The sequence below is a fragment of the Marivita sp. genome (genome assembly GCF_020055675.1).
GTDB lineage: Bacteria > Pseudomonadota > Alphaproteobacteria > Rhodobacterales > Rhodobacteraceae > Marivita.
In genome coordinates this window covers 59,763-82,299 of record NZ_JAIPUS010000001.1, presented here as the reverse complement: position 1 = coordinate 82,299, position 22,537 = coordinate 59,763, and the positions used below count along the sequence as shown (strand labels likewise).

Below are 22,537 nucleotides of genomic sequence, written 5' to 3'. Positions count from 1 at the left end.
AGACTGGAATGACCGCACGGGATGACCTGCCCCAAGAAATCGACACTGCGCTGCGCTGGCCGCTGTTGCTGACCCGTTTGGGCATGGCTGCAGAGACAACGGTGCGTGCGTTCTGGCCGCTTTGGTCGATTGTTTTTGCGAGTCTGGCGTTCTTGATGCTCGGGCTGCACGATCTTTTGCGCATCGAAGTCGTCTGGGCAGTTGGTGTCGTTGCCATTTCTGGCGGCCTTTGGGCGCTTTTCCGCGGAAGACGGCTGTTTTCATGGCCCACCCGGACCGGCGCGCTTGCACGGCTTGATGCGACGCTGCCTGGCAGTCCGATTATGGCGTCGATGGACCGGCAAGCCACCGGGGCCGGCGATGAAGCTTCCTCTGCGGTATGGGCCGCGCACCAAGCGCGGATGGTGGCGCGGTTGAAAGAGGCCAAGGCGGCTGAGCCTGACTTGCGGGTGTCGCGCGCGGACCCCTTTGCACTCCGATATGTTGCTGTTCTTGCCCTGCTTGTCGCTGTTGTGTTCGGATCGGTCCTGCGGGTCCAGACGGTATCGGCAATGGGACCGGGCGGGTCGGACCTTGCTTCTGGGCCGGCATGGGAAGGATGGCTCGAGCCGCCGTATTACACGGGGCTTCCGGCCATATATCTCAACGACATCAAGAGCGCGCGTCTCGAAGCGCCCGAGGGCAGCCGGGTTACTCTGCGGTTTTACGGCGAGGTCGGGGCCTTGGGTGCGACAGAAACTGTCTCGGGCGCCGCGCCCTTGGAGGATGAGCCGGAGGATCTTGTCGCGGTATCGACGAGCACGGCGCAGGAATTCGTTGTCCGGCAATCGGGGCGGTTGGAAATCGACGGTCCGGGCGGCCGTGCATGGGACATCGTTGCGACACCGGATCGCGCGCCAGAGGTGGCGCGAGACGGTGAGATCGACGTGAGCTATGACGGGGAAGCGCAGATTCCCTTCGAGGCCCAGGACGATTACGGCGTGGAAAGCGGCACAGCGAGACTCAGTCTCGATGTGGATGAAGTGGATCGGCGCTACGGGCTTCGGATGGAGCCTGAACCGCGCCCGGCGATCGAACTCCCTTTGCCCATGCCGATTGCGGGCGACCGGGCTGAATTTACCGAAACACTGATCGACAATTTCTCACAGCATCCATGGGCCAATTTGCCGGTCACCATCCGTCTTTCCGTAACGGATGCGGCGGACCAGACGGCTCAAGCGCCAGTTGAAAGTATCAATCTTCCCGGTCGGCGGTTCTTTGACCCAATGGCGTCTGCCCTGATCGATCTGCGCCGGTCGCTGTTGTGGAACAGGGAGAATGCCGCAGACATCGCGCTTTTGTTGCGTGCGGTCTCGCATCGGCCGGATGACGTGTTCCGGTCCAGTACCGATTACCTGCGCATACGCACCATCATGCGGCGGATCGAAGCGTTGTCCCAGGTGACAATGACCGATGACCAACAGGCCGAGATTGCGCAAGCCATGTGGGATCTCGCACTCCGGTTCGAAGAAGGCGACCTGGACGACGCCCGTGAAAGGTTGCAACGGGCGCAGGACCGTTTGTCCGAGGCAATGCGCAACGGCGCGTCGGACCAGGAGATCGCGGAGTTGATGCAGGAGTTGCGCGAGGCGACAGACGACTACCTGCGCCAGCTGTCCCGCCAGGCGCAGCAGGAGTCGGAGCAGAACCCGGATCAGCAGATGAGCCAGAACCAGAACACGATGGAGATGAGCCAGAACGATCTTCAACAGATGATGGACCGAATCCAGGAGTTGATGGAAGAGGGCCGCATGGCCGAGGCGGAGGAGGCCTTGGAACAACTGCGCCAGATGATGGAAAACATGCAGGTGACCGAAGGGCAGGGCCAGCAGGGCCAATCGCCCGGTGAACAGGCGATGGAGGGGCTGGCCGAAACCTTGCGCGACCAGCAGGGTCTTTCGGATCAGGCGTTCCGTGACTTGCAGGAACAGTTCAATCCCGGGCAACAGGGCCAGCAAGGCCAGCAGCCCGGTCAGCAACCGGGCCAACAAGGTCAGGGCCAGCAGCAAGGGCAAGGCCAACAGCAAGGACAAGGCCAGCAGCCGGGTCAGGGCCAGGATGGGCAAGGGCAGAACCTTGAGGACAGTCTTGCGGATCGCCAGCGCGCGTTGCGGCAGGAATTGAACCGGCAGTCACAGAACCTGCCTGGTGCCGGAACCGAGGGCGGAGACGCGGCTCGTGATTCATTGGACCGTGCAGAAGACGCGATGGAAGGGGCCGAACAGGCGCTGCGCGAGGACGATCTGGCGGGGGCGATCGATAACCAGTCAGAGGCAATGGAGGCCCTTCGGGAAGGCATGCGCAACCTTGGTGAGGCGATGGCGCAGCAGCAGCAAGAAGGCCAAGGGCAGCAAGGTATGGCCGAAGGCGCCGATCCCGGTCAGCAACGTGATCCCTTGGGCCGCAGCGCTGGATCCAATGGTCAGATCGGGTCGAACGAGAACCTGTTGCAGGGCGAAGATGTATACCGCCGCGCGCGCGAGCTGCTGGATGAGATACGGCGTCGCTCGGGCGAGGGTGAACGCCCCGAAGACGAGCTGGAATACCTCGAACGCTTGCTGGATCGATTCTGATCGGACGAAACAGGGAGGCGCTGCCCAAATCCACGCGCAGCGTCCCTGTCAGGTTTCAGGATCGACTTTCCCGCGGAGCGATTTCACCTCGCCACGGACCTTCTTGGCCTTCAGGCGGCGCTTCTTGGACCCAAGCGTCGGCTTTGTCGCGACACGGCGTTTGCGCGGCGACAGCGCCTGAACGATCAACGCTTTCAGTCTGTCCTGCGCGATATCGCGGTTGCGGGCTTGTGACCGCGTTTCGTCCACCTGCAGGACAACCGCACCATCCTTTGTCCATTTCCGCCCCGCGATCTTTCGAAGGCGGGACTTGACCGGATCGGGCAGGTTGGGCGAGCGATCCGCCTCGAACCGAAGTTCCACGGCCGAAGACACCTTGTTGACGTTCTGCCCGCCAGGACCTGAGGCGCGGATGAACTGTTCTGTCAGCTCCCAGTCCTCGATTGTGATGCTATCCGAGATCTTGATCATACCCTGCACGATAGCGCCGCAGTCCGAATACAAAAAGGGTCGCCTCATGGGCGACCCTTCGAGACTTACGGAGGTGGGGTCCGGTTAGGTTCCACACCAATTCGATGGGTTCATCACCCAGGGACTGCCCTAGATGCGCGCCTCTCGAACTGTTCCGACACCTCTCTCCAATACCTCTCTCGACACTGGATCACCTCCTTTCAGCTGTTAAAAACGCACCACCAGCGTGACACGCTGAGCGCAGGAGGCAACACTTTTCTTACGTCACCGCTGCTTTTTCGCGAAATCGCAGCACGATGAGTCGGAAGGGAACCAATGCGATCAAGGCCAGCGTGATCTTGACCATCCAATCGGCCACGGCCAGCGAGACCCAAAGCGGCGATATCGGCCCCGCGCCCAGAAGTGGCAGCATCTCGCCGGCCCAGGACACGTCGTTTCCGGGCTCAAGAAAGGTCAGCGCGCCGGAAAATGCGATGGTGAAGAAAAGTGCCGTGTCCACCGAGGCCCCGATCAATGTCGAGGCCAGCGGTGCGCGCCACCAACGACCATCGCGCAGCTTGTCAAAGATCGCCACGTCAAGAAGCTGTGCCACAAGAAACGCCGTACCCGAGGCCATTGCAATGCGGAGCGTGACAAGCGGGCCGAAGTCACCCTGGATCTGCGTGCCGATCAGGGAACAGATCACGCCCACGATGAAGCCGGCGAAAACGACTTTTCGCGCTGGGCCGGGGCCATAGAGCCTGTTCATGAGGTCGGTTACAAGGAACGCGAACGGATAGGTGAACGCCCCCCAGGTCAGCCAATTGCCGAACAGGAACTGGACGAGGATGTTGGAGGCCAAAACAATGATGGCCATGGCAATAATGCCAGGAATATGTGCGCGGGTCATAAAGACTCCCGTTTTGCCAAGGTTGCGGGGACTTGATTCCCGATTTTTGGGAATGGCGCGACGGATATAGCGCGGCCCGGAAACAGGCAAGTCAAATGCCCACCGCGTACTCCACGATCTCGGTGCGCTGAAAAAAGAGGAAATTGTCGTCTGACACCATGGTCAGGCGCAATGTCCCGTCGTTGGCCTGCCAAACCGAGATCCCTTCGAGGTTGTCATGCCGCAGGATTTCGGTTCTCAGAAGGGTCTCACCCGTCACGGCACCCTTGCCTGTCAGATCAAATCGCCTGACCCGGCTATAGAACCCGAAGCCGGCAAATCCGCGTTCAAGCACATAAAGCCGTCCATCAGGCCCCACATCGGCGCCGACCGGCACGTGACCCTGGGTGCGTGTGATCGACATCGGTTGGTCCCAGCCCGCATCCGACCGGTAGCGAAACACAGGAAAGGGATCCAGCAACCCGTCAGACGATTCGGGAAGAGCATAGATCGTTTCGTCCGGAGCGATGGCGACCGCTTCGAGCCCCTTGTTCGGTGGCAGAGCGTCTATTGCGGGAAAGGGCGGAAGGATCGACCAGTCGCCGTCTTTCGTTCGGGAAATGATCCGGTTGTCGGATTCCAGCGAAATGTATATCCGCCCATCCCGGTCTCGGGCCAGCCCTTCTGTATCGCCGTGCGATTGTCGGCCAAGCAGTGCGTCCGGAATGCGGATGGGCTGAATCTCGCCGCTCCGTATGCCGATGATGCGCCCCTCGTGGCGGTGGATGGTCCCCTCGACCAGATGGGTCCGATCACTCATCATCACAAAGCCGGCCCCCTCCGGCGACAGGAGAATGGCGGAATAGCCGCCAAACCCGTCCCTGTCGCTTGTCCAGTGGTAAGAGGACAGGAACCGGGTGGCTGTTGCCGTCGGGACCACGTCGCGATCAGTGCTCAAGCCGAATCAATTCGATGACAGCACAGCGGCGCATTGTGCCGGAAGATCACCCATCGTCAACTCGGACCGCGGCGTCGGCGGTGGCGCGGTCGGATCGGGCGGTGGCGGGTCAAGGATGTTGTTCACCCAGGCCTGTGCATCGTCACACCCATCTCCGCGCGGTACGGGATCCTGATTGACGCATCCGCGCATCCCGTCCGGGCAGGTCAGACGCACATGGAAATGATAGTGGTGTCCCCACCACGGCCGAATTTTGCGCAAGTAGCTTCGATCTCCGGTCTCGGCGTTGCACATATCCACTTTTGCCCCCGGAAAGACAAAGATGCGGGCCACCCGGGGGTCACTTGCTGCCGCCTTCAGGATATTGCGGTGGGCCTGGGTCCACTTGCTGTTTACGAACGCGCCTTTGGACCGGCGCATCGACGTCGAAGACATGGTCTCGCGTTCGGTGCGGGTCAGGTTCAGCCGATCTGCGGGGCGCATCCAGATATCGGCATCCAGACCGTTTTGATGACTGCGGTGCCCGGTCAGCATGGGCCCGCCGCGTGGTTGGCTCAGATCGCCGATGTAGATGCCGTCCCAATCCGGCTCGCGCGCCGCAGCGCGCGACAGGTCCTTGAGGTAATCGATTGTGACCGGCAGGGCCCAGTTGCGGTTTCGGGACAGGCGCATCGCCTGCCATGTCGGACCTGTTTCCTCCAGTTGCACAGACCCAGCGGCACACCCCTTGGCATACCCACCATAGGCCGACGGGGATTGGCGCGATCCGGCCTCCAAGGCACCAAAGAGCTGTTTTGCCTGTTTTGTGCTCAGGATCCCTGTCACACGCGGGCTGGTCGCCGCGGAGTTGCTGTTGCCCGGGCCTTCAGCCCCGCTGCACGCACCCAAGAAAAGCGCGACCGCCATGCCCAGAGAAAACCGCTTCATACCGCTGCCCGCTGTCCGTTTGGTTTGACCCAGAGTAACAACACAAGGCCGATCAGGAAAAGGCCAATAACAGGGCTTACCCCCAGTTGCTGTGAGCCGGTCAGGTAGGTCGTCACCCCGATGAGCAAAGGAGCGAGGAAACTCGTCGCCTTGCCCGACAACGCATAAAGACCGAAGGCTTCGGTCATGCGGGCGGGATTGGCCTGACGCACCATCATGGTCCGGCTGGCCGATTGCAGAACACCGCCCGCCGCACCGATCAGCGCACCAATCAGATAGAACGCAATATCCGGCAGGGCCGAATCCGGCGCCAATGGCACCCCGAACATCGTCTCGCGCGAGATCAGGACAATCGAGACACCAACAAGGGTCAGAACACCGATACAGGTCACGATCACGGGCTTTGACCCGAACCGCGAATCTGCCATCCCGCCGAACCACGCCGCCACGGCCCCTGCGATTATTGCAATGATGCCGAAAATGCCGACATTTTGCACATCCCACCCAAGAACGCCCGCCGCGTAGATGCCGCCAAAGGCATACATGCCGTTGAGCGCGTCGCGGTAGAACATCGCAGAGCCAAGATAGGCAAAGAGCGACCGGTCGTCTGGCAGGTGGCGCAGTGTGGTTTTGAGCCCGATCAGGGCAAGCGTGACAGCGCCTTTCGGGGTCTTTTGCGCTTTGGGATCCCGCACGAACAGAAAGAACGGCACCATGAATAGCGCATACCAGATCGCGGTCAGCGGCCCGACAAAGCGGGTGCCTTCCCGCGCCTCGGCATCAAGCAGGCCGAAAGCGGGCTTCAGCCCGGCAAGAGTGCGCCCGGTGTCAGCGTTGTCTGCAAAGACGATCAGCATGATCACCAGGGCAACGAGACCGCCGGCATAGCCAAAGGCCCACCCGTTGCCGGAAATGCGGCCGATCTCGTCATGGGTCCCGAGATCCGGGAGCATGGAATTGGTAAAGGTTGTTGCGAACTCCATTCCGATCATCCCGATGGCAAAGAAGGTCAGGATCACGATCAGGTTGAAGTCGCCGGGCACGGCGAACCAAAGCCCGGCCGCTCCCACCACGTACATCAGGGAAAATAGCCATATCCATCGCAGACGATTGCCGCCTGTATCCGCCAGCGCCCCCAGGACAGGCGCCAGGAGCGCGATAACGACTCCGGCCGCGCCAATCCCGAACCCCCAAGCGGTTTGCGCCGCCGTGCCGTCACCCAACAGCTCCTTGACATATGGCGCAAAGATGAAGGTGATCAGCAGCGTGTTGTAGGGTTGGCTGGCCCAGTCGAAAAAGAACCATCCCCATATGCGCTTGCGCAATGTGCTGTCCGCCATGATGCCCCCTGCAACCGTCGGCGCGATAAGACCGTCAAAGCGGCCCGGTGGCAAGCAGTCGACCTGCTAGATGTCATCCTGCATGGGCGGCCATGGGCGCGCGGTCTCGGCCTCGAGCCAGAGTGCCACCCATTCGGGCATTTCGGGCGACGACCTGTCGTCCATCCCCATCGCGGCGATCACCTTTTCTGTGGGCACAATCCCGGTCTTGTCGGTGACAGCCGACCGATAGACCGCGTGATTGGCACAGTCTCCTGACTGCTTCCACATCGACTGTTCGATATAAAGGAACCTGTCGTCCCAGCAAATCAGCCTGCTGCGCATCTCGAAGGGCTCGAACGTACGGATGCGGCGCCTGTACCGTACAACAACCCCCGCCATTGTCAGGCCCCAGCGTTCTTTCCGGATCATGGCAAGCATGCCGTTGACCTGCGCCAGGGGGATGCGCCCCAGATCGTAGAGCGTCAGGGTGCGTCCGTTGTTCAGCTCCATCCAGATGTCGATGTCCCACGGCCAGCACCGGTGCCGGGTCACGAAGGTGTCGAACGGTCCAAGCTTCGGGGCAGAACGGGCTTTCCACAGCCCAAGGCCCATTCGGAAAAAAGGGTACATCACGTCTCTCCTTCATGCGGCAAGGTTGACCTGCGAGGTTCTTGCGTCAACCGCGACCTCGCGGAAGGCGCAGCACCTTGTTCTTGGGCGCAAGAGCGCCTAGGTCTTTGCGGGAAACGAAATTGGAAAGTCCTGCCGATGCAATCGCTCTACCAGATCCTCATGCTGCTTCTCGACGTGGTATGGTTCTTTATCATTGCCCACGTCATCATGAGCTGGTTGATCAATTTCCAGGTGCTCAATCTGCGGCAACCTCTGGTGTCACAGATATGGGACGGGCTGAACCGGATCCTTGAGCCGTTGTATTCGCAGTTGCGCCGGATCATTCCGCCGATGTCGGGGATCGACCTTGCGCCGCTGGTGGCGCTGATCGGCGTGTATATCCTGCGCATCATCCTGTCGAACAACGCCGGGTTCTTTTACGGCTTCTGATGTGTCGTGTCCTTGACGCGGCACATATGCGCTATCTGTGTCGCCGAAGGGCCAATACAATCTTGTTCACGCATCCTTAGTATGAGACTGTCAGGCCAAGAGCAGATATAGTTAAAAACCTGACAGGGTTCTCATGCCGCGCGATATGACCGACGCAGACACGATCCTGCGCGATGTCTTTGGATTCGACAGTTTCCGCCCCGGCCAGTCCGAGATCGTGGAGGCCGTGGCGCAGGGTGAAAACGTGTTGGCGATCATGCCGACAGGTGGCGGCAAATCGCTGTGTTTCCAGCTCCCGGCGCTGGTGCGTCATGGTGTGACGGTGGTGATATCGCCGCTCATCGCCCTCATGCGGGATCAGGTGCGCGGTTTGCGCGAAGCGGGTGTGGCTGCGGGGGCCCTGACTTCGGCCAATACCGAAGCAGAGAACGACGCGGTCTGGGACATGCTCCATTCCGGCGAACTGAAGCTTTTGTACCTCGCGCCGGAACGGCTTGCCTCTGGGGGCACGCAGCGGATGCTGCAGCAGGCGGGCGTGTCGCTCATCGCCGTGGACGAGGCGCATTGCGTCAGCCAGTGGGGCCATGATTTCCGCCCCGATTATCTGCGCATCGGTGAACTGCGGCGCGCGCTGGATGTGCCCCTGGCTGCCTTTACCGCGACGGCGGATGCCGAAACGCAGGAGGAAATCGTCACGCGGCTGTTCGATGGCGCCCCGCCGCGCGCATTCTTGCGGGGGTTCGACCGGCCCAACATCCACCTTATGTTCGCACCCAAGAACAAACCGCGCGACCAGATCATGCAGTTTGCCGCGTCGCGCAAGGGCCAGTCCGGGATCGTCTATTGCGGCACCCGAGCCAAGACGGAAACGCTGTCCCGCGCGCTCAATGGTGAAGGACATACAACTTGTTTCTATCACGGCGGCATGGAGGCCGAAGCGCGCCGCGACGTCGAATCCCGCTTCGCGACGGAAGATGGGCTCATCGTGGTGGCGACCGTCGCCTTTGGCATGGGGGTGGACAAGCCCGATATCCGTTGGGTGGCCCATGCGGATCTGCCCAAATCCATCGAAGCCTACTACCAGGAAATCGGCCGCGCCGGGCGCGATGGTGCACCGGCCGAAACGCTGACGCTCTATGGACCGGACGACATCCGCCTGCGCCGAACCCAGATCGACGAAGGTCTGGCCCCGCCGGAACGCAGGCAGGCGGATCATGGACGCCTGAATGCGCTACTCGGTCTGGCCGAGGCGCAGGAGTGCCGGCGCAGGACGCTGCTTGGCTATTTCGGAGAGTCCGACACCACATGCGGCAATTGCGATCTGTGCGACACTCCGGCAAAGGTCTTTGACGGCACTGAGGCGGTCCGCAAGGCGCTTTCGGCCGCGCTGCGCACCGGCGAGAGCTTTGGCGCCGGGCATCTGATCGACGTTCTGCTGGGCACGAAAACCGAAAAAGTCCTGCAACGCAGCCACGATTCCCTGCCGACCTTCGGTGTGGGCAAAGACCTGAAGCGCGGTGAGTGGCAGGCGGTGTTTCGCCAGATGATGGGCTTCGATCTCTTGCGTCCCGATGCCGAACGGCATGGCGCGCTGGTGATGACCGAAGCGGCGCGGCCCATCCTGCGGGGTGAGGCGACGATATCTCTGCGCCGCGATAGTATCGAGGCGGCCGGAGAGCGGCGTCCGAAAGTCCGCGCCCTGGTCAATGACGAGGATGCACCACTCATGTCGGCGCTGAAGGCGAAGCGGCGCGCATTGGCGGAGGAGCAATCGGTTCCCGCCTACGTCATTTTCCCGGATCGCACGCTGATCGAGATGGCCGAAACGCGGCCCAAGACACTGGATGATCTTGCACGCGTTAACGGAGTGGGGGCCAAGAAGCTCGAACGCTATGGCCGCGCCTTTCTTGAAGTCATCTCGGGGGATATGCCCGACACGCACCCTGCGCGGCGCAAACTGGCCACTGGTCAGTCGGGCGGGCTTTACGATGCGCTTTTGGCGTCGCAGGCGGACTTGGTGCGCGGGAATTGCGGAACGCTCAAACCGATGTCCTGCGAGGCGGGGCAATTGGCAAAACTGGCCCAGACCAGACCGAACGACGAAACCGGGATTGCGCGGATCATTGGCGACCGCCGGGCCGAACGGTTCGCCGAGAGGTTTCTGGACGTTTTGAGCAGGGCGGACTAAATCAACATCACCGCCAATTACCAAAGGTGCTGCCATGCTTGTCGTGATTTCCCCGGCCAAACGTCTGGACTGGTCAGAGCGCGATGTGACGATGACGCAACCGGTCTTCCAGGACGAGGCCAACCGTCTGGCCACGACCGCGCGCAACCTGACGCTCGGCGATCTCAAGGCTTTGATGGGTCTCAGCGACGATCTTGCCAAGCTGAACCGCGACAGGTTCCGCGACTTTGACGATACGCCCGGCGAGGATGATCTGCGCCCGGCCGCGCTGGCCTTTGCGGGGGACACCTACCAGGGGCTCGAAGCCGAAACGCTGGATGCGGACGAGATGCGCTGGGCCCAGGACCATCTGCGCATACTGTCCGGACTTTACGGTGTGCTGCGGCCGCTGGACGGGATCCAGCCGTATCGGCTGGAGATGGGCAGCCGGCTGAAGACGCGCCGCGGCGTGACCCTCTATGATTACTGGCGCGACCAGATCGCCAGGGCATTGCGCGATCAAGCCGATGCGGTGAACACCGACACCCTGGTCAACTGCGCCAGCCAGGAATATTTCGGCGCGGTGCCGCCAAAGGCGCTGTGCCTGCGGATTGTCACCCCGGTCTTCATGGAGGACAAGGGCGACGGCAAGGGACCAAAGATCGTCAGCTTCTACGCCAAGAAGGCACGCGGCGCCATGGCCCGGTTCGTGGTACAGAAGCGGTTGACCGACCCGGAGGGGATCGTGGAATTCGATCTGGGGGGATACGCCTATCGTGAAGACCTGTCGGAGCCACAGAAACCCGTGTTCGTGCGGTCCTACGACGCCAACTGACAGCGCGGGCAATAGAGCTCCAGCTTTTCCAGCAACGCGTCCTTGCGCAATGGCTTGGTAAGGTAATCTGTCAACCCGGCGTGCAGGATCGTATCGCGATCGCCATCCATCGCGTGCGCCGTGACGGCGATGATGGGAACCGGCGGTCCCTGGGTTTCCATTGCCCGGATGCGCGCGGTGGCTTCTTTGCCGTCCATTCCGGGCATGGAAATATCCATGAAAATCACATCGGGGCGATCCGCCTCGAAGGCTTCCACCGCTTCGAGCCCGTCATTGGCGACGCGCAGATCGATATCGAGTTTTCCGACCATCTTGCGAAACACGAGCTGGTTGGTGCGATTATCCTCGGCCAGAAGGATCTTTGGTGAAGTTGACCTTTGCGCCGGTGCGGCCGGATTGCGCGCCGCGCGCCGGATGGCGGTTGTGGTGATCGCCTCATGCAGCGCGGAGCGCGTAAACGGGCGTTGCGCCGTGTGGAGATTGGCCAGCCCCGATTTGGCGATGCGGCCTGGATCGTGGGACAGGGACAACACTGGCGCGGATGGCGCAATCGATTTCAAGGCGCTCGTCGCCAAATCGAACAAGGGGCTGCCGGGTTCGGGACCCAGGACGATCAGGTTGTAGGACGCGGCCTGTTCAGAGGTGAGGGTGGATGGATCCGTGCAGAGCACCGGTTTGCCGCCAAGCGCGCTGATCTGGTTGCGGAGCTGTATGGTGTCGGACGTATCGCAGGTGTCGATCACAAGCACATGCTGAAGCTCGGGATCGAGCCTTGGTGCCGCCTCGGTCTCGGTTCGATCCACAGGCAAGGTGATGGTAAAGCCGAAACAGCTTCCGACGCCTTCTTCGGAGTCGACCCAGACAGTGCCATCCATCATCTCGACCAGCCGCTTGGTGATGGCAAGGCCCAGGCCGGTTCCCTCGAACTGGCGGTTGCGGTCATCCTCGACCTGGTTGAACTCGCCGAACACGTGATCGACCTTGTCCGCCGCGATGCCGATCCCGGTGTCTTCGACCGTGATTCTCAGTCTGACGTTGTCCTTGTCTATCTCGGTCCCGAGCACGCGCAGGAGGACCTGCCCCTCCAGTGTGAACTTGACCGCGTTTCCCATCAGGTTCGTCACGATCTGGCGGATCCGGCCAGGGTCCGCCACGAAACGGGTAGGCTGTAGAATGTCGTAGTCGATCCGCAGTGCCAGCCCTTTGGCGCGCGCGGTGGGTTGCAAGAGCAGCACCACCTCGTGCAGGGATTTCTCAAGGTCGAACGGTTCGGGTTGCAGGACCAGCTTGTCCGCGTCGATCTTCGAATAATCCAGAACGTCGTTGATGATCACCAGAAGCGCCTCGCCGGAATGTTTGATAGTCTCGACAAACAGTCGCTGTTCGCTGTCCAATTCGGTTTCGGTCAACAGTTCGGCCATGCCGACCACGCCGTTCATCGGCGTTCGGATTTCGTGACTCATGTTGGCAAGAAAGGCGGATTTGGCGCGGTTCGCCGCCTCGGCGCGTTCCCGGGCATCTTGCAGTTTCTCCGCGTAGCGCACGCTTTCGGTGATGTTCAGCGCAAGGCTGACCACGTCGCCGGACGGGCCACGCCTGTCGATGATGCGGATATGTTGGCCGTTCCAGAGCGCGATCTCGACCGGTTCGGGGTGATCCTGCTGCCAACGGTCCTGCATCCGCGCGCGCCATTTTGCCGGGGCTTCGGAGCCGATATCGACGATGCCTTCTTCTGTCAGAAGTTGCAGGATGCGGGGATAGGTGATGCCTGGCTGCACTTCTTCGAGGTCGTCGAACACGGCCAGATAGGCCCGGTTTGCCACGATCATGCGGTTGTCGCTGTCGAAAAAGGCGAAGCCGTCCTGTATCGTTTCGATGGAGTGCCACAGGCGGCGTTCGGCAATCTGGATCTTTTCGTTGGCAACACCCAGTTCGGTTTTCACCCGCTGGTTTTCACCCCGTACCATTGCCACCTCGGCACGGGTTTCAACGATTTCATTGCTGAGTTGCTGGGCATGTGTGCCCAGTTTGCGATTGGCGGCAAACAGTTCTGCCTTCTTGAGTTCCAGCAGACGCTCCGCCGCCAGCCGCGCGCGACGTTCCTCGGCCATCTTGTTGGCGAAACTCATCCAGACCTCCGTCGTTCGTGACGGGGACTGTCGATGACCATGGTGAAAAAGGGATTAACCCGGCCATGCAAGCCTGGCCGGGTTTCGTTGTGCGTCAGAGTCGTTCGATTGCCAATGCGATGCCCTGACCGCCGCCGATGCACATGGTAATCAGCGCCTTGGATCCGCCGATCCGCTCAAGCTCGTAGAGCGCCTTGATCGTGATGATGGCCCCGGTTGCGCCAACCGGATGGCCCAGCGCGATGGCGCCGCCGTTCGGGTTGACCTTGACCGGGTCGAGACCAAGACCCTTGTTCACGGCAAGAGCCTGTGCCGCGAAGGCCTCGTTGGATTCGATCACGTCGAAATCGCCGATCGACAGACCGGTCCGGTCAAGCAGTTTTTCGACCGCTGGAACCGGGCCGATCCCCATGACTTGGGGGCGGACGCCAGAATGGGCATAGCCCAGGATACGCGCCTTCGGCTTCAATCCGGCCTTCTGGGCGGCCGAGGCCGTCGACAGCACCATGGCCGCAGCCCCGTCATTGATGCCGGATGCGTTGCCTGCGGTGACGGTGCCGTCCTTCTGGAACACCGTTTTCAGGCCGCCCAGCGTCTCTATCGTTGTTGCCTTTGCATGTTCATCGGTGTCGAACGCGACCATGTCGCGCTTTTTCCGGACCTCGATCGGCACAATCTGGCTTTTGAAACGCCCCTCTTCGATAGCATTGGCGGCGCGGGTCTGGCTTTCCAGCGCGAAGGTATCCTGCGCATCGCGGCTGATCTCATGCTCGGTCGCGACGTTTTCCGCGGTCACACCCATGTGCCCGGTGCCGAAAGGGCAAGTCAGCGCGCCCAGCATCATGTCCAGCGTGCGGACATCGCCCATCTTGGCGCCCCAGCGTTGATCCGGGACGATAAAGGGCGAGCGGCTCATGGATTCGGCGCCGCCGGCCAGGGCGTATTCGGCATCGCCCAGCATCAGGGACTGGATCGCTGACACGATGGCCTGCGCGCCCGATCCGCAGAGGCGATTCACATTCATCGCGGGCGCTGTGTCCGGGATCCCGGCCTGAATCGCGGCGACGCGCGACAGGTACATATCGCGTGGTTCCGTGTTGATGACATGGCCAAAGACGACATGGCCGATCTGCCCGCCCTCCACGCCCGAACGCTCCAGCGCCGCCTTGGCAACCTCTGTGCCGAGGTCTATGGGCGGTGTCGCGGCAAGCGATCCGCCGAATGTGCCGATTGCGGTGCGCGCACCGCCAAGAAGGACTATGTCGTCTGCCATGTGGGATTCCCTTTACTGTAGTGTCCGCAGTATGCGTGACCGAACCCGCGTTGTCAGCCGCAACCTGTCATCAGTCGGCGGGCCAGTTCGTCGACAGTTTCGACCCTTCGAGAAGTTTGACCTCGCGCTGCGGAAACGGGATCGAGATTCCGTTGTCCTGAAACGCGTCCCACAAGGCGAGATACACATTGCCCCGGATATTCGTGAGACCGCCGGAAGGGTCGCGAATCCAGAAGCGGAGGACATAGTCGACCGAGCTGTCGCCGAAGCCGACGATATGGCACACGGGCTCCTTGAAGCTGAGTACGCGGTCTACCGATGATGCCGCGTCTATGGCGATTTTTCGGACCTTGTGCGGATCATCGCCATAAGCGGTGCCGAAATAGATATCGAGCCGTACGAATTCGTTGGAATGGGACCAGTTCACCACCTGTCCGGTGATCAGGTCTTCATTCGGGATCAGGTATTCTTTCCCGTCGCGTGTGACGACGCTGACATAGCGCGCGCCCAGCGAATTGATCCATCCGAACGTGTCGCCCAGAGAGATCACGTCGCCGGGTTTGATCGATTTGTCGAGCAGGATTATGATCCCGGATACGAGGTTCGACACCACTTTTTGCAGCCCGAACCCAAGGCCAACGCCGATGGCGCCGGACAGAACGGCCAGCCCTGTCAGGTCCACACCGACAAGGCGCAACCCGAGAAAGAAGGCCGTTCCGAAAAGAGTGACTTGCAGGAACTTGATCGCCAACACCTGCATCGAGGGCGAGATGTTTTTGTTCTGGCGGATGGTGGCGGCCGTCGTGGCGGTGATCAGCCGTGCAATGGTCAGCAGCACCGCGACGATCACGACGGCCTGGATCAAAAGCCAAAGCGACAGGCGCGTTTCTCCGATGGTGATGGCGACACTGTCGAGAAGCAGTCGACTCTGTTCTGCCAGCCCCGTGATCGACAGCGTGACCCAGATCCAGGCGCCGTATCGCACGATGCCGCGCAGCAGCGTGTTCTGGATCAGCCGCGTGACGAAGGCGATCAGCAGCCATGCGGTGGCAAGGTTTGCGATGATCGACAGCAGGTAGGACCGGGATGGCCATGTCACCTCTTCCATCACGATGACAACGGTCCAGATCAGCCCGACATACAGCACCAGGCGCAACCGGCGGTGCAGCATCACCAGCACGCGCATCCGCCATTTCACCCACCCTTTTCGGGAGTGCATCCAGTTGTGCATGCGTGGTTTGACGATCACCGCAAGCAGGTGTGCGATGATAAAAAGGCCCAAAGCGATCAGGACCTGATAGACATTCCATGGCCGTATCAGGGTGTCGAGAAAGGCTTGCGCCCAAACCAGAAAACTGTCGGCGACCTGTGCCACGGCTTCGGGAGAAACGACTTCTGGATCCATCTTGCGTCCAACCGGGTGTTTTAAGTCAGCGTTACATCCCGCCGCTGCCAGTGCAACCGCTTGCGAACCGGTGAAAGGCAGGACCACTTGCGCCAGCCCCCTTCGGGCATCAGCCCCCGAAACGGGCTCGATCATGCCGTCGAACAGAGAAGTGATCATATCCACACCCGAACGATTTTTCCCGGGTTTCCCGCCTTGCGCCAGATCGTGGGTGGATCACATGGTGTTTCGCCGGGACGCGTTGGCCTTGCGACGGGGCCAATCGATGATGTATGATAACCGGATGGAAATGGTTTTTGATCTCGATGACCGCGCCCGCTTGCGGGAACGTTTTTTCGGCGTGACACACACCGTGCTCGCGCGGCTAAACCGGTGCGCCTGAGCCCGACCGTCACCACCATTACATCACCACAGTTCAGGGAGAGGACATATGTCCCCCAAAACGCTCTATGACAAGATCTGGGACGCCCATCTTGCCCACGAAGCCGAGGACGGCACCTGCCTTTTGTATATTGACCGTCACCTCGTTCACGAAGTGACCAGCCCACAGGCGTTCGAAGGGCTGCGCTTGGCCAAAAGAACAGTGCGCGCGCCAGACAAGACCATCGCGGTGCCCGACCACAACGTTCCGACGACGCCCGGTCGCGAGGACCCCAAGAACATGACCGAAGACAGCGCCATACAGGTGGCGGCGCTGGACAAGAATGCCAAGGATTTCGGAATCCACTATTACCCGGTTTCGGATGTCCGTCAGGGTATCGTGCATATCGTTGGCCCGGAACAGGGCTGGACGCTGCCGGGCATGACCGTGGTCTGCGGTGACAGCCACACCGCAACCCATGGTGCCTTTGGTGCGCTGGCGCATGGAATCGGAACATCCGAGGTGGAACACGTTCTGGCGACGCAGACGCTGATCCAGAAGAAGTCGAAGAACATGAAGGTGGAGATCACCGGCAAGCTTGCTCCCGGTGTGACTGCCAAGGACATCACGTTGTCAGTAATCGGCGAAACCGGGACCGCCGGTGGCACCGGCTATGTGATCGAGTATTGCGGTGAGGCGATCCGCGATTTGTCGATGGAAGGGCGCATGACGGTCTGTAACATGGCCATCGAAGGCGGAGCCCGCGCCGGTTTGATCGCACCGGACGAGAAGACCTTCGCATATGTCCAGGGCCGCCCGCATGCTCCGAAAGCTGCGCAGTGGGAGGCCGCGATGGCGTGGTGGAAAACCCTCCACTCGGACGAGGACGCGCATTGGGACAAGGTGATCACGATCAAAGGTGAGGATATCGCCCCTGTCGTGACATGGGGAACGTCACCCGAAGATGTTTTGCCGATTACCGCTGACGTGCCTGCCGCTGACAGCTTTGATGGCGGCAAGGTCGGGGCAGCCCAAAGGGCCCTGGAGTACATGGACCTGACACCGGGTCAGAAATTGTCGGATATCGAGATCGACACCGTCTTTATCGGTTCCTGCACCAACGGCCGGATAGAGGATTTGCGCGCCGCGGCCGAAGTGCTCAAGGGCAAGAAGATCGCCGTGAAACGGGCGATGGTCGTGCCGGGCTCCGGACTCGTAAGGGCGCAGGCTGAGGAAGAAGGTCTGGCAGATATCTTCACTCAAGCGGGATTTGAATGGCGCCTTGCGGGATGTTCCATGTGCCTTGCCATGAACCCCGATCAGCTTGCGCCCGGTGAACGCTGTGCCGCCACGTCGAACCGCAATTTCGAAGGGCGTCAGGGTCGGGGTGGCCGCACGCACCTGATGTCGCCGGCGATGGCGGCGGCGGCGGCGGTGACCGGAAAGCTGACCGATGTGCGGGACATGATGTAGCGATGCCGATGCAACCGGACACCGGCGGCGCGCGTTTCTCTTGCAAACCCTGTTTGCAAAAGGAGCTTTGGCATGGCCAATCGGATTCTGATGATAATTTCCGGCATCATCCTCATCACCGGAGGTGTGTTCGCGTTGCTGGCCCCTGTTCTGGCGTCGCTGACGGCAACGCTCATCGTCGGCTGGACATTTGTCTTCGCTGGGCTGTTGCACATCGTCCAGGCCTTTCGGTCCGGCGAAGACAGGTGGTGGAACGCGGGGTTCGGCCTGCTGGGATTGCTGCTGGGGGCGTCGTTCATCTTCAATCCGCTTGGCGGCATGATATCGCTGACGATTGTTCTGGGCGCGGCCTTCTTGGCGTATGGTCTCATGCAGCTTTATCTTGCCTGGAAGCGGCGCTCGATGGATTCTGTATGGATGCTTGGCCTGTCCGGCATCGTTTCGGTGGCCTTGGCGCTCGTGATCGCGTTCAACCTCTTTACCGCCTCGGTAACGGTCCCGGGCATCGTTCTCGCCGTCGAACTGATCTCCACCGGCGTGGCGTTGTTGCTCTTGAAACCGCGTTCGGACAGGGTGTCGTCCACGGGCGATACTCCCCCTGCAGAGCAATCGGCCTGAACGCATACGACCGTTTGCGTCGGCACCCCAACATCAAGAAAATGAAACACGGCCCCCGTTGTCCGGGGGTCGTTTCGTGTGAAGCAACCTTGCCCAACGGCAAGGGACATATGGGCGCGCGCTGACGCCACGAAGGAACATGAACATGGAAAAATTCGAGAAAGTCACCGGGATCGCGGCCCCCATGCCGCTTGTGAATATCGACACGGATATGATCATTCCGAAGCAGTTTCTGAAAACGATCAAGCGGTCCGGGTTGGGCGTGAATCTCTTTGATGAAATGCGGTATGACGACAACGGAAACGAGATTCCGGATTTCGTTTTGAACAAACCGCAATATCGCGACGCCGAGATCCTGATCGCAGGCGAAAACTTCGGTTGCGGATCGTCTCGGGAACACGCGCCCTGGGCGCTCAAGGATTTCGGTATACGCGCGGTGGTTTCGACCTCGTTCGCCGAGATTTTCTACAACAACTGCTTCAAGAACGGCATCCTGCCCATAGTTCTGCCGCAAGAGGCGGTGGATGTCCTGATGAAGGATGCCGAAAAGGGATCGAACGCGCGGATGACCATCGATCTGGAAAACCAGGTCGTGACCAGCTCTGATGGGGAAGAGTTTTCCTTCGAGGTCGACAGCTTTCGCAAGCATTGCCTGATGAACGGTCTGGACGATATCGGACTGACTTTGGAAAAAGCGGCGTCGATCGACAGTTTCGAGGCGAAGGCAACGCAGGCCCGTCCCTGGGTTTGAGTCCTTTGACCAGCGAGTGATAAAGGCCATCCGTCGGGGTGGCCTTTTTCATCCTTGGTGTGTTTAGATTTTACCCTACCAAATGTTGTGGTGCGGTTTTGCGCTGCCTCATTTATGCACGCTGCCTGATGTAATCGCGCACCAGTGTTTCCGCCAATCCAATGATTTCACTGGGATAAGGCAGAACCACAGTTGAGTGGCGGTCCGAACTTGGGCAAAACTGAGGCAATAATGAGGCAGGCCGTCATCTCCCGACGGCGCAAATACGGAACAAGGTCGCGGCATCGTATCGGGTCCGTCCGGTTTGAAGGGAAACCAGAGTGGTCAAGCGGATCATGGGATCAGCTGTGCGCGCCCTGTTGATGGCGATTATGATGGCGATACCGTCGCTCGTATTGCCGGATACGTCCAGCGATGCCGCGCAATTGGCCGCACTTGTTGCGCTGGTCGCGGCAGTGGTCACCTTCTCTGAATATTTCAGCGAATATCCCACCTTTCTTGAATTTCGCAACGCGCCGCCGTTCAACCGTTTGCGGTTCCTGGCGCTGTTCTTTTGTCTCCTGTTCGCTTCGATCCTGGTTGCCTCGGAAACCCGCCATGCGGATCTGCCGCCCATTTTGCTTGAACGCCTTGCCACCGGAGCACACGCCGTGCTCGACGTCCCGTTTTCCCCCGTGCGGCTGATGTCGATCGCGCTCGCCGAAGCGCCGGGATGGTTTGACCCTGTGGGTGCAACCCGGATCGCCAGCCTGCTGTTGACGGTGACCATGATTGCGTTCTTGCTGTTCTGGATACATGCGCGCTTTATTTTTTGGCCGATCCGTAAGCGGGCGTTCAATTTCTGGATCAACCTGCCGCTTTTCGATCCGACATCGGGGCGCGATGTGCTCTATCGGCTCAAAAGAGACGCACATTTTAACCTTGCCTTAGGATTTTTGCTGCCATTCCTGATCCCGGCCTTGTTGCGCTTCTGGATCAAGACATTCGATGCATCGCTTCTGGCCACCTCGGAAACCTTGATCTGGGTGTTGTGCGCTTGGGCGTTTTTGCCACTTACACTGATGATGCGCGGGGTCGCTCTTTTCCGGGTGGCGGCGCTGATCGAAGAAAAACGCCGCCGCGCCTATGCCCAGGACGACGATTTGCAAATGGTGTGACGGCAGGGCTATTGGCTCTGTCCGTTTTCGCGAACTCGGTGGCGGCACAAGACCTGCGGCTGGCCTTGTGGCATGTCCCGCTGTCGCGCAAAGGTCCTGGGCTTCTGCTGCGTGATCTGCAACGGAAAGAGCCTTCGCTTATGGCCATTGCGCAGGCGCTCCGGTCAGCGGATGCGGATATCATTGTCCTGACAAAGATGGATTATGACGCAACCGGCGCGGCCGTGACCGAACTTTCGAAAATGGTGGATGGGGGGTATACCGACGTCCTGCCATTGCGGTCCAATGCGGGCCTTCCGACCGGACTGGACCTGGACGGCGATGGACGTTTGGGAGAACCAGAAGATACCCAGGCATTCGGTTGGTTTCCGGGGCAGGAAGCCCTTGCCGTGTTGTCGCGGTTTTCCCTTTTGCGAAGCGAAATTCGGTCCTTCAATGAACTTCTTTGGCGCGACATTCCCGGCAGCCATGCTGAGCAAGTGGATAGCGGGCTGGGCGTGCAGCGTCTGTCGAGTGGCGGACATTGGGTCGTTCCCGTTCGGGTCCCGACAAATGCCGGTGGTGACCGGGTGTTGACCCTGTTGATCGGCCACGCCGGACCGCCGGTGTTCGACGGGCCGGAAGACCGAAACGGGCGCCGCAATCTTGATGAGCTGCGGCTGTGGCAACAAATCATGCACGGTGCGCAGGGGCCAGCGCCCGAGCCACCTTTCGCTTTCATGGCCAACACCAACCTCGATCCCGAGCGAGGCGAGGGCAACCGCTCTGCCATGGCGGAATTCCTGGCTGATCCCCGCGTCCAGGATCCGTTACCTGGCCAAATCACGGCTGAATGGGACAGGCCCGGGCCTATGCGGGTGTCCTATCTTTTGCCGTCCTCCGATGTGGGCGTCCGCGCCGCCGCCGTCTGGCCTTCGCTGCCCGAGGAGCAGCATCGGCTGATTACTCTGGACATCACTCTTCCCAACCGGCCCTCACCTTGACCCTAGAGGGCTGTGGCAGTAGCGAAGCATAACCCAATTGATCAAAGGACCCTGATGATGACCAACGCTTCGCTTTTGATATTGCCCGGTGACGGGATCGGCCCCGAGGTGATGACAGAGGTGCGCAAGGTCATCGATTGGTATGGTCCCAAGCGCGGCCTGACCTTCGATGTCAGCGAAGACCTTGTCGGCGGCGCAGCCTATGACACGCACGGCACGCCGCTGCATGATGATACGATGGCCAAGGCGCAAGAGGTGGATGCTGTCCTGCTGGGAGCCGTGGGGGGACCGAAATACGACGTGCTCGATTTCAGCGTGAAACCCGAACGGGGCCTTTTGCGCTTGCGCAAGGAAATGGACCTGTTCGCCAATTTGCGACCGGCCCAATGCTTCGATGCCTTGGCCGATTTTTCATCCCTGAAAAAGGACGTGGTCGCGGGCCTCGACATCATGATCGTGCGCGAACTGACGTCTGGTATCTATTTCGGAGAACCGCGCGGCATCATCGAAGAGGGGAATGAGCGCGTCGGCATCAATACACAGCGCTACACCGAGAGCGAGATCGACCGCGTCGCGCGCTCTGCGTTCGACCTGGCCCGCAAGCGGGGCAACAAGGTCTGTTCGATGGAAAAGGCGAATGTCATGGAATCCGGCATCCTCTGGCGCGAAGTGGTGCAACGGGTACATGACGAGGATTACCCGGATGTCGAGCTGTCGCATATGTATGCGGACGCCGGTGCGATGCAGCTCTGCCGCTGGCCCAAGCAGTTCGACGTCATCGTGACAGACAACCTGTTCGGAGACCTTTTGTCGGATGCCGCTGCGATGCTGACCGGCAGCCTAGGGATGCTTCCGTCGGCCAGCCTTGGCGCACCCATGTCCAACGGCCGCCCGAAAGCGCTTTATGAACCAGTGCACGGCTCGGCCCCGGATATTGCCGGTCAGGGCAAGGCAAACCCGATTGCCTGTATTCTCAGCTTTGCCATGGCGCTGCGCTACAGCTTTGATCAGGGAGAAGAGGCCACACGTCTCGAGGCCGCCGTCGAAACCGTTCTCGCCGATGGCGCGCGGACTGCCGACCTGATGGGACCGGATGGCGGCACGCCTATGTCGACCGCCAAAATGGGCGATGCGATTGTGGCGGCCCTCGACGCCAGCTTGTAAA

19 protein-coding genes are annotated in these 22,537 nt (G+C 60.6%); 10 read left to right on the top strand and 9 right to left on the bottom strand.

Annotated elements, in window-relative coordinates; genetic code table 11:
• The first annotated feature begins 8 nt into the window (after positions 1-8).
• Positions 9-2,612: a TIGR02302 family protein gene (locus tag LCF59_RS00370; protein WP_292284517.1), complete on the top strand. Its 2,604-nt coding sequence runs from the start codon at positions 9-11 to the stop codon at positions 2,610-2,612.
• Between the two features lie 48 nt (positions 2,613-2,660).
• On the opposite strand, the gene arfB is transcribed toward LCF59_RS00370, so the two are convergent.
• The 6 genes from arfB to LCF59_RS00340 form a co-directional block, all read right to left on the bottom strand.
• Complete coding sequence (arfB, locus tag LCF59_RS00365; RefSeq protein WP_292284516.1) at positions 2,661-3,083, bottom strand: alternative ribosome rescue aminoacyl-tRNA hydrolase ArfB; 423 nt, start codon at positions 3,081-3,083, stop codon at positions 2,661-2,663.
• A 259-nt stretch (positions 3,084-3,342) separates the two neighbouring features.
• Positions 3,343-3,972, bottom strand: a complete 630-nt coding sequence (locus tag LCF59_RS00360) for a queuosine precursor transporter (protein ID WP_292284514.1) — start codon at positions 3,970-3,972, stop codon at positions 3,343-3,345.
• A gap of 91 nt (positions 3,973-4,063) precedes the next feature.
• Positions 4,064-4,909 carry an esterase-like activity of phytase family protein gene (locus tag LCF59_RS00355; RefSeq protein WP_292284512.1) on the bottom strand — a complete coding sequence of 282 codons (846 nt, stop codon included), beginning with the start codon at positions 4,907-4,909 and terminating at the stop codon, positions 4,064-4,066.
• 6 nt (positions 4,910-4,915) lie between these two features.
• Complete coding sequence (gene mepA / locus LCF59_RS00350; RefSeq protein WP_292284510.1) at positions 4,916-5,836, bottom strand: penicillin-insensitive murein endopeptidase; 921 nt, start codon at positions 5,834-5,836, stop codon at positions 4,916-4,918.
• Positions 5,833-7,176, bottom strand: a complete 1,344-nt coding sequence (locus tag LCF59_RS00345) for an MFS transporter (protein WP_292284509.1) — start codon at positions 7,174-7,176, stop codon at positions 5,833-5,835. Before LCF59_RS00345 ends, mepA begins: the two co-directional genes overlap by 4 nt.
• Before the next feature lie 66 nt (positions 7,177-7,242).
• Complete coding sequence (locus tag LCF59_RS00340; protein ID WP_292284507.1) at positions 7,243-7,788, bottom strand: thioesterase family protein; 546 nt, start codon at positions 7,786-7,788, stop codon at positions 7,243-7,245.
• Between the two features lie 138 nt (positions 7,789-7,926).
• Here LCF59_RS00340 and LCF59_RS00335 point away from each other — a divergent pair, with 138 nt between their 5' ends.
• The 3 genes from LCF59_RS00335 (at position 7,927) to yaaA (ending at position 11,222) form a co-directional block, all read left to right on the top strand.
• Entirely contained in the window at positions 7,927-8,220 is a 294-nt protein-coding gene (locus tag LCF59_RS00335; RefSeq protein WP_292284506.1) for a YggT family protein, read from the top strand.
• 145 nt (positions 8,221-8,365) lie between these two features.
• Positions 8,366-10,408, top strand: coding sequence for a DNA helicase RecQ (recQ, locus tag LCF59_RS00330; RefSeq protein WP_292284504.1), 2,043 nt, complete (start codon positions 8,366-8,368; stop codon positions 10,406-10,408).
• 34 nt (positions 10,409-10,442) lie between these two features.
• Positions 10,443-11,222 carry a peroxide stress protein YaaA gene (gene yaaA / locus LCF59_RS00325; protein WP_292284502.1) on the top strand — a complete coding sequence of 260 codons (780 nt, stop codon included), beginning with the start codon at positions 10,443-10,445 and terminating at the stop codon, positions 11,220-11,222.
• Here the strand turns inward: yaaA and LCF59_RS00320 are convergent.
• From LCF59_RS00320 to LCF59_RS00310, 3 genes are all read right to left on the bottom strand, one after another.
• Entirely contained in the window at positions 11,207-13,351 is a 2,145-nt protein-coding gene (locus LCF59_RS00320) for an ATP-binding protein (RefSeq protein WP_292284500.1), read from the bottom strand. The genes yaaA and LCF59_RS00320 overlap by 16 nt on opposite strands.
• Before the next feature lie 94 nt (positions 13,352-13,445).
• Positions 13,446-14,624 (bottom strand): acetyl-CoA C-acyltransferase family protein, encoded by a 1,179-nt coding sequence (locus tag LCF59_RS00315; RefSeq protein ID WP_292284498.1) that lies wholly within the window; start codon positions 14,622-14,624, stop codon positions 13,446-13,448.
• Between the two features lie 70 nt (positions 14,625-14,694).
• Positions 14,695-16,029, bottom strand: coding sequence for a mechanosensitive ion channel domain-containing protein (locus LCF59_RS00310; RefSeq protein WP_292284999.1), 1,335 nt, complete (start codon positions 16,027-16,029; stop codon positions 14,695-14,697).
• Between the two features lie 430 nt (positions 16,030-16,459).
• Between LCF59_RS00310 and leuC the strand changes: the two genes are divergently transcribed.
• From leuC to leuB, 6 genes are all read left to right on the top strand, one after another.
• A complete protein-coding gene (leuC, locus tag LCF59_RS00305) occupies positions 16,460-17,863 on the top strand; it encodes a 3-isopropylmalate dehydratase large subunit (RefSeq protein WP_292284496.1) in 1,404 nt (467 codons plus the stop codon).
• Between the two features lie 72 nt (positions 17,864-17,935).
• Positions 17,936-18,481, top strand: coding sequence for an HdeD family acid-resistance protein (locus LCF59_RS00300; protein ID WP_292284493.1), 546 nt, complete (start codon positions 17,936-17,938; stop codon positions 18,479-18,481).
• Positions 18,482-18,626: 145 nt separating this feature from the next.
• Entirely contained in the window at positions 18,627-19,232 is a 606-nt protein-coding gene (leuD, locus tag LCF59_RS00295) for a 3-isopropylmalate dehydratase small subunit (RefSeq protein ID WP_292284491.1), read from the top strand.
• A gap of 320 nt (positions 19,233-19,552) precedes the next feature.
• The gene (locus LCF59_RS00290) at positions 19,553-20,389 is read left to right on the top strand and encodes a hypothetical protein (RefSeq protein ID WP_292284489.1); all 837 of its coding nucleotides are present in this window, start codon (positions 19,553-19,555) and stop codon (positions 20,387-20,389) included.
• Positions 20,390-20,400: 11 nt separating this feature from the next.
• A complete protein-coding gene (locus LCF59_RS00285) occupies positions 20,401-21,372 on the top strand; it encodes an endonuclease/exonuclease/phosphatase family protein (protein WP_292284487.1) in 972 nt (323 codons plus the stop codon).
• 57 nt (positions 21,373-21,429) lie between these two features.
• Positions 21,430-22,536, top strand: coding sequence for a 3-isopropylmalate dehydrogenase (leuB, locus tag LCF59_RS00280; protein ID WP_292284485.1), 1,107 nt, complete (start codon positions 21,430-21,432; stop codon positions 22,534-22,536).
• The last annotated feature ends 1 nt before the right edge of the window (position 22,537 follow it).